Origin of the sequence: Streptomyces rimosus subsp. rimosus (genome assembly GCF_000720725.1) — a bacterium.
Lineage (GTDB): Bacteria > Actinomycetota > Actinomycetes > Streptomycetales > Streptomycetaceae > Streptomyces > Streptomyces rimosus_A.
On record NZ_JOCQ01000163.1, the window covers coordinates 1 to 12,810 of the forward strand.

Below are 12,810 nucleotides of genomic sequence, written 5' to 3' on the forward strand. Positions count from 1 at the left end.
CCCAGTCCGCCACGGCACCCACCCCCCGACCGCACCAGCCCCAAGCCACCCCTCACCCCGGATAAACCGGCGCCTTCCCGTCCTTGGCCACCGTCTTCCAATTCGCGTCCTGCGGCAGCCGCACTATGCCCTCGGCCCCGTCGGCGATCAGCGGCCTCGCATCGTCCTCCGAAGCCGTGACCGTTTTGACCCCGTTGACGCCGGGCAGCGTCTGCGCGCTCGACGCCGAGCCGTCCGTCTCCATGTACTGCATCTGCTGCACTCCGCCGGACTGCCTGCCGACGACCACGAGCCGGCTGCCACCCGCCCAGGACGCCGCCATCACGTCCTCCAACTGCGGCGCGACCGGTCGCAGTTCCTCCACCGACAGCACCGGCTGCTGCGGCGTCCCGCCGCGCTCGACCCGGCCGAGCTGCAACGTCGTACGCCCCTTGTCCTCGACCAGCACCGCGATGCGGATGCCGTCGGACGCCACCTTGATCGACTTGATCCGCCGGTCGCCGAGGCCGGGCACCGTCACCACGTCCGGCACCCCTTTGCCCCCGCGCAGCCGCAGCAGCCGCGATCCCTTGTCGCTGCGGTCCGCTATCCACAGATCGCCGAGGCCGTCCCAACTGGGCGCCGAGAAGCCGTTGTTCGCGGTGCTGTGCAGCAATGCCGGACCGCGTTCGGTGCCGTATTCAAGCGGCACCACATAAAGCGACCGGCCGTCGGCCGAGACGCCCGCCGCGGATTCCTCGTCGCGCGAGATCGCGATCGAACTGAGCGGAGTCTTGCCGCTGCCGAACGGCCCCGGCACCGGCTGCGGTTCCGTGGTCGTGTCCGGCATCCTGACCACCTTCTGGTCAGCGGCGATGAAGTACTCCTGGGCGGACCGCCCGGCGTGCTTGCGCGGCGCGAATTCGCTGTTGGCCCGATCCTGCGTCAGTACGCACAGCCGGCCGCCCCGCTCGTCCTGCAGTTCCACCTCGCTGATCTTCGACGCCCGGGTGATGTCCTGGACGGTGAAGAACAGCTGCGCCGCCATCCGCCGGCACTGCGCCGGCCCCGCGGCGGCCGCCCGCTTGCTGAGCTTCACCCGCAGCGCGTTGGAGTCGTCGAGCGCCAGACCGCTGCTCTTGAGCGCGGTGCCCGTCGGGAACGCCGAGGCGGTGACCTGGTTCAGCCAGTTCGTGGGCCCCTCCAGCAGTGCGGCCACGCTCGCGGTGACCGGGTCTATCCGCTGCCGCAGGTAGACGGGGTCGGCGACCAGCACGTTATGGCCCGCCTTGGCCGACTGCGCCTCCGACTTGTAGTCGGCGAAGTAGTACTTGTTGACGGACCGGTAGATGCGCCGGAAGTCGGACTGCCCGAGCACCAGCCCGTTCGGCAGCCGGTCGATGCGCCACTGCCCGTCTTCCTTGGTCAGGTGGATGGTCTGCTTGTACGCCTCTTCCTCCGGCGTATAAGCGTGGTTACGGTCGATGGTGGCGACCTGGTTGCCGGACAGCGTGACGGTGTAGCCGTTCGGGTCCTCGCGGTTGGCCTGGCCCACGGGCTCGGCCGCCGGGCGCTGCTGGAGCACCTTCGTGGCCGAGAACGGCTGCCACGTCTTCTTCGCCGACTTGGCCAGATACTGCACGGCCGTACTGAAATCCACTTCGTCGCTCGTCGTCGCGTCGAGGAAGCCACTGACGATCTCGGTCGGCTGCGCCCCGTCCTGCGGCGGCACACCGTAGACGCGTACCTGCGAGTCGGCCTCCGCGCGCGGCGACTGGTCGACCGCCTGCATGTCCCCGCTGTCGGGCATCGACGCGCACCCGGCCAGCAGCAACGCACCGCAACCGAGTACGGCGCCCGTACGCACGCGCACGCCCTTAACACCGGCACCGCCGCGCAACCTCAGGCGCACCCGAGAACCACCCCGCGCCCCATCCTCAGCGCGCGCCTCGCCACCCACACCGGCGCGCGACTCCCCGCGCAACTCGGCACGGGCCTCGACACAGCCCTCAGCACGAGCGTCGTCGCCCGCTCCCGGGCCTGTTTCAGCGCCCACGAACCTCGTCCTCCCGCTCCGCGCCCGCTCCGTATCCGTCCGCCCGGCTCAGCCCATGCCCATGCCCAACACCGTCACCCGAGGCACCGTCGTCCTCACGAGCCACACCCCCGCGTACGCCATTCCCCCGCACGCCCCCATCGGCCTCGCCATTCCGCGAAACCTCGCCACCGCCCAGGCCCCCACCCGTATGGCCCTCACCGTCCAGGCCGACGTCCGTACGGCCCCCATCCGTGCGGACCCCCGACCGAGCCCCCGAAGGCCCAGCCGTACCATCCGCGTCCACCTCGGCCACCCTCTGCGCCGGAGTCCGCGGCTCAAGAGGCCACGGTTCCGCCAGCCGCTGCTGCGGCGGGATGGCGGCCGTAGCCGTACGCACCGCCGCCGCGCCACGCGGCAGCCCCGAGCCGGCCGCCTCCAGGTTGCGGCGCGAGTCCTCCGGTTCCAGCGGTATCGGCGAGCCGCGCAGCGCCTCTCCGGCCGTACGCGGCAGCGTCAGCCGGAACTGCGAGCCGCCGCCCGGCTCGCCCCACGCCTGCAGCCAGCCGCCGTGCAGCCGCGCGTCCTCGACCGCGATCGACAGGCCCAGCCCCGTACCGCCGGTGGTACGGGCCCGCGCCGGGTCCGCGCGCCAGAAGCGGTTGAACACCCGCGCCGCGTCTCCCGGCTTCAGCCCCACTCCGTAGTCGCGTACGGCGATGGCCACCGCGCCGCCGTTCTTGCCGCCGACCGCGGCCAGCCGCACCACGACGTCCCGGCCCTCGCCGTGCTCCACCGCGTTGACGACCAGGTTGCGCAGCACCCGCTCGACCCGGCGGGTGTCCGCCTCGGCGATCACCGGCCGTTCGGCGCCGCGCACCACGAACCGGGTGCCCTTGCGCTCCGCCAGCGGCTCGGCGCCCTCGATGACCCGGTGCACCACGTCCCGCAGGTCGATCGGCTCGGCCTCCAGGGCGGCCGCCCCGGCGTCGAAGCGGCTGATCTCCAGCAGCTCGGCGAGCAGCGACTCGAAGCGGTCGAGCTGCCCGCTCAGCAACTCGGCGGAGCGCGCGGTCACCGGATCGAAGTCCTCGCGCGCGTCGTGGATGACCTCGGCGGCCATCCGTACGGTCGTCAGCGGCGTCCGCAGCTCGTGCGACACGTCGGAGACGAACCGCCGCTGCATCCGGGACAGCTCCTCCAGCTGCTGGATCTTGACCTGGAGGTTCTGCGCCATCTTGTTGAAGGACTCGCCGAGCCGGGCGATGTCGTCCTCGCCGGTGACCTTCATCCGTTCCTGGAGCAGCCCGGCGGCCAGCCGCTCGGAGATGCCCGCCGCCATCCGTACGGGGGTGACGACCTGCCGGACCACCAGCCAGGCGATCGCGCCGAGCAGCACCACGACGAACACCCCGGCCGTCGCCAGGGTTCCCTTCACCAGGCTGAGCGACTTCTCCTCCTGGCTGAACGGGAAGAGGTAGTAGAGCTGGTACGGGTTGCTGTTCACATCGTTGAGCCGCTTCCCGATGATGATCGCCGGCTCGCCCTCCTCCGACCCGACCCGCTTGATCTGCGTGGACTGACGGAAGGTGCCGGTCTTGGTGTCCAGCATCCGGCGCATCTCGGCGGGCACGCTGCGTTCGGGGTCGACGTCTCCGGAGGCGCGCGGGCCGCGGGTGTCCGGGCTGCTGTCCCCGAAGGGCTCCTCCACGGCCGATCCGGAGCTGAGCGCCACCACGGAGAAGACGCCCTGGCCGCCGCTGGCGAGCTGTTCGACCAGGCTGGTCAGCCAGGTCGCGGAGTCCTGCGAGCCGCGGTTGCCGGACCGCGCGGGGTCGTCGCCGCGGCTGTCGGTGGCGCCGTCGGCCAGCTTCTGCGCCACCGCGAACCCACCGGCCGCCTGGCTCTGCGCGGCCTGCCGCTTGGCCTCCAGCAGCCCGTTGCGGACCTGCCCGATGACCACGACGCCGAGCAGCAGCACCACGCCCAGCGACATCAGCAGGGTCGTCGCGACCACACGGAGCTGGATGTTGCGGCGCCACAGGCGCAGTGCGGGCAGCAGCGGACGGCGTATCCAGCGGCCGAAGAGGCGCAGCATGGGGTGGACGGGGCCGGCGGTGGCACCGTCGGAGAGCAGGCGCGCGGGCATCGCCCGGAGCCGATCTCCAGGCCGCTCCGTCCGCCCCGGACGGGCAGCGGACCGCGCCGCCCCGCCCGCGGGACGCTCAGTCGCCCGCGCGGCGCGCACGCCGTCGTCCGGCCGCCCCGAACGCTCCGGCCGCTCGCCGTCCGTGCCCTGTCCGGCAGTCGCCGCGAAGCCGTCGTCCGGCCCCGTTTTCCGGCCGTCGCCGGGCACCGTCTCCTGACGGCCGGGCACCCGCCCGTTCGGCCGTCCGGGCGTCGCTCCGTCGGCCTGTCCGTTCGCTTGCGCGGGCGCTCCAGCGGTCAGCCGAGCACGAAAACGCTGGAAAAGCGACATATCACCTGCCGTACGGACGGTCCGCCCCCGCTCGTCCGCCGGGGCCGAACCGTCCCGGGACATGTCAGCTGGGCCCGGCCTTATAGCCGACACCGCGCACGGTCACCACGATCTCCGGGCGCTCCGGGTCCTTCTCGACCTTGGAGCGCAGCCGCTGTACGTGCACGTTCACCAGCCGCGTGTCGGCGGCGTGCCGGTAGCCCCAGACCTGCTCCAGCAGCACCTCGCGGGTGAACACCTGCCACGGCTTGCGGGCGAGCGCCACCAGCAGGTCGAACTCCAGCGGCGTCAGCGCTATCGACTGGCCGTTGCGCTTGACCGAGTGGCCCGCCACATCGATGACGAGGTCGCCGATGGCCAGCTGCTCGGGCGCCGGCTCCTCCGAGCGGCGCAGCCGGGCCCGGATGCGGGCCACCAGCTCCTTGGGCTTGAACGGCTTGACGATGTAGTCGTCCGCCCCCGACTCCAGGCCGACCACCACGTCGACCGTGTCACTCTTCGCGGTCAGCATGACGATCGGTACACCGGACTCGGCGCGGATCAGCCGGCACACCTCTATGCCGTCCCTCCCGGGCAGCATGAGGTCGAGCAGCACGAGGTCCGGCTTGGTCTCCCGGAAGGCGGCGAGCGCCTTGTCCCCGTCGGAGACGAACGACGGTTCAAAGCCTTCGCCGCGCAGCACGATGCCGAGCATCTCTGCCAGTGCGGTGTCGTCGTCGACGACCAGGACGCGTCCCTTCATTCGGCCATCATCCCATTACCTGATCGTGACTTACCCAATCGTGATGTGGAACACAGCTCCGCGAGGCCGCCCGGAGTGACCGGCGAGGCCACTCCGGCCTCCGTGACGATCGCCGTCACCAGCTCCGCCGGCGTGACGTCGAAGGCCGGGTTGTAGGCCAGCGCGCCCAGCGGAGCCACCGGCACCCCGGTGCCGGCCTCCGTCCCGGCGCCGGGCACATACGGTGCCGCGATTTCCGTCACCTCGTGCCCGGGCCGCTGCTCCACCTCTATGAGCGCGCCGTCCGCCGTCGCCAGATCCACCGTGCTCGTCGGCGCCACCACCACGAACGGTACGTGGTGATAGCGGGCCAGCACGGCCAGCGGATAGCTCCCTACCTTGTTGGCGACCGAGCCGTCCGCCGTGATCCGGTCCGCGCCGATCAATACGGCATCCACCTCCCCCGCCGCGAAGAGCGACCCGGCCGCCCCGTCCGCGAGCAGTGTGTACGGCATGCCCGTACGCGCCGCCTCGTATGCGGTCAGCCGCGCGCCCTGCAGCAGCGGCCGCGTCTCGTCGACCCACAGCCGCCGCAGCTCACCGGCCCGGTGCGCCGCCAGCGCCACCGCCAGGGCGGTCCCCTCGCCACCGGACACCAGGGCTCCGGTGTTGCAGTGGGTGAGGATGCGGTGTCCGCCGCCGGGCAGCAGCTCGCCCAGGAGCGCCAGCCCGTGCGCGGCCATCTTGGTGCTGGCCTCGGCGTCCTCCGCGTGTACGGCCCGCGCCTCGGCCAGTGCCGCGGTGGCAGCCAGTTCGCGATCCGCCCCGCCCTCGACGGCGGCCCGGTACGCGCCGGCGGCCCTTCGCACGCCGTATCCGAGGTTGACCGCCGTCGGGCGGGCGTGCGCCAGGGTGTCGGCCGCGTCGGCCACGTCGAATCCCCGTGCCGCGGCGAGAGCGACTCCGTACGCCCCCGCGATGCCCAGCAGCGGAGCGCCGCGCACAGCCAGCGTGCGGATCGCCTGCACCAGCGCCGGAACGTCCGTACACACCAGTTCGATCTCTTCGGTCGGCAGCCGTGTCTGATCGAGGAGAACCAGTACGGGCCCCTCGGGAAGCTCCTCCCAACGCAGTGACGGAACCACGGGAGCGTCGGCGCCCGCCTCGGACTTCTCGTAGCGATCGGCCATCCGCCCAGTCTGCCGCCGACGGCGGGCGGAGCAGAAGGGTTCCCCCGTGCAAGGGCGCCCCTCCGGACAAGGGCCCGGGGACGCACGCCCCCGCGCCATGACACGATGACAGGCACTGCGGACGTCGGACCCCGCCCGTTCGAACGGGCGGGAATCATGAAGGAGCGACGATGAACAACTCTCCGGGCTGGGCCTCGCCCGGATCCTCTCCCTCCGACGAGCCAGACCGCACCGCGCAGGGCCGGCCCGCCGCGGACCAGGCCGGAGCCGACGCCCCGGCCGACCCGGCCGGTTCCACCGGTACGGCAGGCCCTGCGGAACCCTCGGGCCCGGCCGGTGCCGCTGCGCCCGGCGACTCCTCGGTCCCGCCGCAGTGGTCCAAGGAGCAGCCTCCCGCAGGCCAGTGGTCCGCGCCCACCGGCGGCTCCGGCCGTGGCGGGCCGGGCGGGCCCGGCGGTCAAGGCGGCCCGGGCGGGCAGCAGCCCGGCTGGGGCGACCGCCCCGGCTGGGGCGGTCAGCCGGGCTGGGGAGGAAGGCCGGGCTACGGTGCCCCCTGGGCACCGCCGCCCGCCGCGAAGCCGGGTGTGATCCCGCTCCGTCCGCTCGGTGTCGGCGAAATCCTCGACGGCGCGGTCTCCACCATGCGCGCCCACTGGCGCACCGTCCTCGGCATCTCGCTGGTCGTGGCCGTCGTCGCGCAGGCCGCGGACACGATCGTCACCGGTCTCTGGTTCCGCAACGCCGGGAACGTCTCCTCGCTGAGCAACAACCCCGACGCCTCCCTGAGCGAGGCCATGGACGCGGTCGACAACACCCTCATCGGCAGCGCCCTCACCTCGCTCATCGGGCTGCTCGCCACGATCGTCGTGACGGCCCTGCTCACCATCGTCGTCAGCCGCGCCGTCCTGGGACGTTCGGTGTCGGCGGGCGAAGCCTGGCGGGACGCCCGGAGCCGGCTGCCCCGGCTGGTCGGGCTGCTGCTCCTGCTGCCCCTGATCTTCTCGGTCGTCATCCTCCTGGGCACGGTGCCCGGCATCATCGTCACCGCGGTGGGTCCGGCCGCCGTCGGTGTCCTGCTCACCCTGCTCGGCGGGCTGGGCGCGGCCGTCGTGGCCATCTGGCTGTGGGTCCGCTTCAGCCTCTCCGCCCCGGCGCTGATGCTGGAGAAGCAGGGTGTCATCGCCTCCATGCGGCGCTCGGCCAAGCTGGTGCGGGGCGCGTGGTGGCGGGTTCTGGGCGTGCAGCTCCTCACCTACGTGCTGATCGTCGTCGTCGGGATGATCGTCCAGATTCCGGCCACGATCGTCGCCGTCCTCGTCAGCGGCGAGAACCTCACGGCGTGGACCGAGGGCGCGGGCGGCACCAGCTGGACGTTCCTGATCGTGCTGGGCATCGGCGCCGTGATCACTTCCGCGGTCACCTATCCCATCAGCGCGGGCGTCACGGCGCTCCTCTACATGGACCAGCGGATCCGCCGCGAGGCGCTCGACCTGGAGCTCGCCCGCGCCGCCGGTCTGCCCGGCTACGGCGCGGACCTCCCCGGACAGCAGGCTCCGGGCACCCACGGCACCGGGCCGGACAGCACCGGCCAGGGCCCCGCCGGCCCCACACCGGGAAGCTGATGCGGTGACGGCTGGGGGGAGAACTGCCGTGCTCGCCCGTCTGATGACGGGCTCCGGCGATGACGGACCGGTGACGATCCCGCGTGGGCCCGCCCGTGAGGCTGCCGAACGCGAGCTTTCCGATCCGCGGTACCACCAGAACGACCCGAATCTGCTCCAGCGTGCCCTGAACTGGTTCTGGGAACGCATCGGCGATCTCTTCGACACCGCTGCCGGAGCCACGCCGGGCGGCTGGACCGGGCTCATCGCCGTCGTGCTCGTCATCGTGCTGCTCGTCGTCGCCCTGCGGCTCCGGCTGGGCGCCCTGCGCCGTACCCCCACCTCGGGGGGCGGCGCGCTCTTCGGGGACCGTCCCCGTACGGCCGCGGAACACCGTGCCGCCGCCGAACGGCACGCTGCCGACAACCGCTGGACCGAGGCCGTGCAGGAGCGGATGCGGGGCCTCGTCCTCGCCTTGGAGGAACGTGCCCTGCTCACGCCGGGGCCCGGGCGTACCGCCGACGAGGCCGCTACGGAGGCCGGCCGGATGCTGCCGGCCCACGCCGAGCGCCTGCGTGCGGCCGCCCGTACGTTCGACGACGTCACGTACGGCGGGCGGCCCGGTACGGAACGGGAGTACGCCCTCCTGAGCAGCCTCGACACCGATCTGCAGCACAGCAAGCCCCAGCCGGCCAGCGCCGCGGCCGCCCTCGACGGGAGCGGCACATGAGCGCCACCACGACGGCCACCACCTCCCTCGCGCCCACCGGACGCCGCCTGTGGACCCGCTCGCGCGGTCTGCTCGCCGGTCTTCTCGTCCTCGTCCTGGGCGGGATCGGTCTCGCGCTCCTGCGCTCCGGGGACCAGCACGGACGCCTCGACCCCCGGTCGGTGGACCGCTTCGGCAGCGGCGCCGTCGCCGCGCTCCTCGCGGACCGCGGCGTCGACACCCGCGTCGTGACCACCACGGAGGAGGCCGCCGCCGCGGCCGGTCCCGACACCACCGTGCTGGTCGCCGACCCCGACCTGCTGACCCGCCGTCAGCTGAACACCCTTCACCAGGCCACCGGGCGCACGGCCGGCCGCACCGTCCTGCTCTCTCCCAGCTCGCCCGCGCTGGACGTCTTCGCTCCCGGGGCCGAGGCGGGGGCACCCGCCGAGGTGCGGCCGCTGGAACCGAACTGTGCGCTCCCCGCGGCCCGGAACGCGGGCGACGCGGAGCTCGGCGGCCTGCGCTACTCGTCGTCGGCTCCCCGCGCCGACCGCTGCTACCCCAGCAGCGGCAAGGCCACTCTGCTGCGTCTGCCGTCCGAGGCCGGCGGCGACACGGTGCTGCTCGGCGCCCCCGACATCCTCTACAACCACCGTCTCGCCGAGCGTGGCAACGCCTCGCTCGCCCTGCAACTGCTCGGTTCGCACAAGCATCTGGTCTGGTACCTCCCCTCCGTCAGCGACCCTTCGTCCACGCAGGACGGCCGGCGCAGCTTCTTCGACCTCATCCCCTCCGGCTGGAACTGGGCGCTGCTCCAGCTCCTCATCGCCGCCGCGCTCGCCGGTATCTGGCGGGCCCGCCGGCTCGGCCCGCTCGTCCCCGAGCGCCTGCCGGTCACCGTCCCCGCCGCCGAGACCACGGAGGGGCACGCCCGCCTCTACGAGCAGGCCGGCGCCCGCGACCGGGCCGCAGCCGTCCTACGGGCCGCCACCCGCACCCGGCTCGCACCGCTCACCGGCGTGTCTCCCACACACGCCCACACCCCCGACATCCTCCTTCCGGCCGTCGCCGCGCGGCTGCCCGCGGACGCGGCAACCGGAACGGCCCTGCACTCCCTTCTCTTCGGCCCGTCGCCCGCCGACGACAAGGCCCTGGTCACCCTGGCCGACCAGCTCGACAACCTGGAACTTTCGATCCTGTCCCCAGAGAGGCACGCCCCCCGTGAGCACCCCGACAGCTGAGAGCGCCCGAGCCTCCCTGGAGGCCGTACGTACCGAGATCGCCAAGGCCGTCGTCGGCCAGGACCCGGCCGTCACCGGCCTGGTCGTCGCGCTGCTCTGCCGCGGGCACGTACTGCTCGAAGGCGTCCCCGGTGTTGCCAAGACCCTGCTCGTACGCGCGCTTTCGGCGACCCTGGAACTCGACACCAAGCGCGTTCAGTTCACCCCCGATCTGATGCCGAGCGACGTCACCGGCTCGCTCGTCTACGACTCGCGCAGCTCGGAGTTCTCCTTCCAGCCCGGTCCGGTCTTCACCAATCTGCTGCTCGCCGACGAGATCAACCGCACTCCTCCGAAGACGCAGGCGTCCCTGCTCGAAGCCATGGAGGAGCGCCAGGTCACCGTCGACGGGACGCCTCGTGCCCTGCCCGAGCCGTTCCTTGTCGCCGCCACGCAGAACCCCGTCGAGTACGAGGGCACCTATCCGCTGCCCGAGGCCCAGCTCGACCGATTCCTGCTGAAGCTGACGGTGCCGCTGCCCGCCCGCCAGGACGAGATCGGCATCCTGGCCCGGCACGCGCAGGGCTTCAGTCCGCGCGACCTCGGCGCGGCCGGCCTGCGTCCGGTCGCGGGCCCCGCCGATCTCGAAGCGGCCCGGGCCGCGGTGGCCAAGACTGCCGTATCCCCCGAGGTCACCGGTTACATCGTCGATATCTGCCGTGCCACGCGCGAATCCCCCTCGCTCTCCCTCGGCGTCTCTCCCCGAGGCGCCACTGCCCTGCTCTCCACCTCACGGGCCTGGGCCTGGCTCACCGGGCGCGACTACGTCATCCCCGACGATGTGAAGGCCCTGGCTCTGCCGACACTCCGGCACCGCGTCCAGCTCCGCCCGGAGGCCGAGATGGAAGGAGTCACCACCGACTCCGTCATCAACTCCGTCCTCGCCCACCTTCCCGTCCCCCGCTGAGTCCAGCCGTGGCCCTGACCGGACGCACCGCACTCGTCTCCGCCCTCGGAGCCCTCTTCGTCGGCCTCCTGCTGCCCAGCTGGACCGGCATCCTCACCGTCCAACTCGCCCTGCTGCTAGCAATTTTGTGCGACCTGGCGCTCGCCGCGCCAGTGCGGAAGCTCCGGTTCACCCGAACCGGTGACACATCCGTTCGACTCGGCCAAGCGGCCTCGACGCATCTGACCATCACCAACCCGGACCGCCGTCTGCTGCGCGCCCAGCTCCGCGACGCATGGCCGCCCAGTTCCTTCCGCCCCGGCACGGAGGCCCCGGCCTCCCGCCACCGCCTCCGCGTTCCCGGCGCCGAGCGTCGCCGCGTCACGACGGCGCTCCACCCCACCCGCCGCGGCGATCACCACGCGGTCCGCGTCACGGTCCGCTCCTACGGCCCGCTCGGCCTGGCCGCCCGCCAAGGCAGCCACCACGTCCCGTGGACCGTCCGCGCCCTGCCGCCCTTCACCAGCCGCAAGCACCTGCCCGGCAAGCTGGCCCGGCTGCGCGAGCTGGACGGCCGGACGAGCATCCTGACCCGCGGCGAAGGCACCGAATTCGACAGCCTCCGCGACTACACGCCCGGCGACGACACCCGCTCCATCGACTGGCGCGCCACCGCGCGCCGCCAGACGGTGGCCGTACGCACCTGGCGCCCGGAGCGCGACCGGCGCATCCTCCTCGCCCTCGAAACCGGCCGCACCTCGGCCGGCCGGGTCGGCGACACGCCGCGGCTGGACGCCTCCATGGACGCGGCACTGCTGCTCGCCGCCCTGGCCTCCCGCGCCGGCGACCGCGTCGACCTCCTCGCGTACGACCGCCGGATTCGGGCCTCCGTCCAGGGCCGCGCGGCCGGAGACCTCCTGCCCGCGCTGACCGAGGCCCTCGCGCCCCTCGAATCCGAACTCGTCGAGGCGGACGCCCGTGGCCTGGCCGCCGCCATTCACCGCAGTACGCCGCGCCGTTCCCTGATCGTCCTCTTCACCGGCCTCGACACGGCCCCCGTGGAGGAGGGACTGCTGCCCGTACTCCCCGGCCTCACCCAGCGCAACGAAGTCATCGTCGCCGCGGTGGCGGACCCCCGAATCGAGGAGATGGCCGCTTCCCGGCACACGCCTCAGGCCGTGTACGCCGCAGCCGCCGCCGAACAGACCCGCGCGGCCCGCCGCCGCAGCGCCGACCGCCTGCGCAGCCACGGCGTCACGGTCATCGACTCCACACCCGCCCGCCTCGCTCCTGACCTGGCGGACGCGTATCTCTCCCTGAAGGCTGCCGGCCGGCTGTAGGGCTAGGGGGCTGAGAAAGCCTGCTGCGGACGGTCCGCGTTGATGCTCGCGGTCGTGTGCGGCAGGCTTTTTGTGTCTGTGCGCGTCTGTATGCGTCTGCCTGCGCCAGTCTGCGTGTGCGTCTGCGTGCCCGTCTACGTGTGTCCGTGTCCAGGCCGGGCCCGGGTCCGGTTGGGGTAGGTGGCTCAGGCGTGGAACTGGGCGGCTGAGAGCTGTTGAGAGCCGTCCTGCTGGCCCGTTCATGGGCCTGATCTATCGCAGGCCTGATCTATCGCACCACGCTCCCTTGTACCGTTCCAACCCAGCGCGGCCGGTGGTGAGTATGGGTATGTGTAGCAGCAGCGGGAGACAGTAAGGACTCGCCATTGAACGCACGATGCCCCGCACCGAGTGGTGCGGGGCATCGTGGTGCGGGGCACATCGTCGCTTTGAAGAGCAAAACAAAAAAGCTCCGGTCCCTGAACCAGAAGGTTCAGGGACCGGAGCTGAAAGATTGTTCGGCGGCGTCCTACTCTCCCACAGGGTCCCCCCTGCAGTACCATCGGCGCTGAAAGGCTTAGCTTCCGGGTTCGAAATGTAACCGGGCG

Annotated in this window: 9 protein-coding genes and 1 rRNA gene; 5 read left to right on the forward strand and 5 right to left on the reverse strand. The window is 72.4% G+C overall.

Features of this window, described 5'->3' with window-relative positions; genetic code table 11:
* Positions 1-52: 52 nt before the first annotated feature.
* From IH45_RS0140785 to mtnA, 4 genes are all read right to left on the reverse strand, one after another.
* On the reverse strand, positions 53-1,789 hold the full coding sequence (locus tag IH45_RS0140785; protein WP_234440875.1) for an LpqB family beta-propeller domain-containing protein: 1,737 nt from the start codon (positions 1,787-1,789) through the stop codon (positions 53-55).
* A 235-nt stretch (positions 1,790-2,024) separates the two neighbouring features.
* A complete protein-coding gene (gene mtrB / locus IH45_RS0140790; protein ID WP_030681500.1) occupies positions 2,025-4,163 on the reverse strand; it encodes an MtrAB system histidine kinase MtrB in 2,139 nt (712 codons plus the stop codon).
* Between the two features lie 394 nt (positions 4,164-4,557).
* Complete coding sequence (mtrA, locus tag IH45_RS0140795; protein WP_003982195.1) at positions 4,558-5,235, reverse strand: two-component system response regulator MtrA; 678 nt, start codon at positions 5,233-5,235, stop codon at positions 4,558-4,560.
* Entirely contained in the window at positions 5,232-6,404 is a 1,173-nt protein-coding gene (gene mtnA / locus IH45_RS0140800) for an S-methyl-5-thioribose-1-phosphate isomerase (protein ID WP_030681503.1), read from the reverse strand. Before mtnA ends, mtrA begins: the two co-directional genes overlap by 4 nt.
* 170 nt (positions 6,405-6,574) lie before the next feature.
* On the opposite strand from mtnA, the gene IH45_RS0140805 reads away from it, so the two are divergent.
* Genes IH45_RS0140805 through IH45_RS0140825 form a run of 5 tightly spaced genes read left to right on the forward strand, consistent with a single transcriptional unit; the run spans position 6,575 to position 12,223 of the window.
* Positions 6,575-8,026 (forward strand): DUF7544 domain-containing protein, encoded by a 1,452-nt coding sequence (locus IH45_RS0140805; protein ID WP_030681507.1) that lies wholly within the window; start codon positions 6,575-6,577, stop codon positions 8,024-8,026.
* A gap of 28 nt (positions 8,027-8,054) precedes the next feature.
* The gene (locus IH45_RS0140810; protein WP_078898024.1) at positions 8,055-8,735 is read left to right on the forward strand and encodes a DUF4129 domain-containing protein; all 681 of its coding nucleotides are present in this window, start codon (positions 8,055-8,057) and stop codon (positions 8,733-8,735) included.
* Entirely contained in the window at positions 8,732-9,958 is a 1,227-nt protein-coding gene (locus IH45_RS0140815; RefSeq protein ID WP_030681511.1) for a DUF4350 domain-containing protein, read from the forward strand. Before IH45_RS0140810 ends, IH45_RS0140815 begins: the two co-directional genes overlap by 4 nt.
* Positions 9,939-10,904, forward strand: coding sequence for an AAA family ATPase (locus IH45_RS0140820; RefSeq protein WP_030681515.1), 966 nt, complete (start codon positions 9,939-9,941; stop codon positions 10,902-10,904). Before IH45_RS0140815 ends, IH45_RS0140820 begins: the two co-directional genes overlap by 20 nt.
* 8 nt (positions 10,905-10,912) lie before the next feature.
* Positions 10,913-12,223, forward strand: coding sequence for a DUF58 domain-containing protein (locus tag IH45_RS0140825; RefSeq protein ID WP_030681517.1), 1,311 nt, complete (start codon positions 10,913-10,915; stop codon positions 12,221-12,223).
* 495 nt (positions 12,224-12,718) lie between these two features.
* Here the strand turns inward: IH45_RS0140825 and rrf are convergent.
* Positions 12,719-12,810: ribosomal RNA gene (rrf, locus tag IH45_RS1000000145725) — 5S ribosomal RNA — on the reverse strand; the annotation flags it as partial.

Coding starts and splice junctions, on each gene's coding strand:
- mtrA (WP_003982195.1), bottom strand. CDS start 5,235: ATGAAGGGACGCGTCCTGGTCGTCGACGACGACACCGCACTGGCAGAG.
- IH45_RS0140785 (WP_234440875.1), bottom strand. CDS start 1,789: ATGCCCGACAGCGGGGACATGCAGGCGGTCGACCAGTCGCCGCGCGCG.
- IH45_RS0140815 (WP_030681511.1), top strand. CDS start 8,732: ATGAGCGCCACCACGACGGCCACCACCTCCCTCGCGCCCACCGGACGC.
- IH45_RS0140805 (WP_030681507.1), top strand. CDS start 6,575: ATGAACAACTCTCCGGGCTGGGCCTCGCCCGGATCCTCTCCCTCCGAC.
- mtnA (WP_030681503.1), bottom strand. CDS start 6,404: ATGGCCGATCGCTACGAGAAGTCCGAGGCGGGCGCCGACGCTCCCGTG.
- mtrB (WP_030681500.1), bottom strand. CDS start 4,163: ATGCCCGCGCGCCTGCTCTCCGACGGTGCCACCGCCGGCCCCGTCCAC.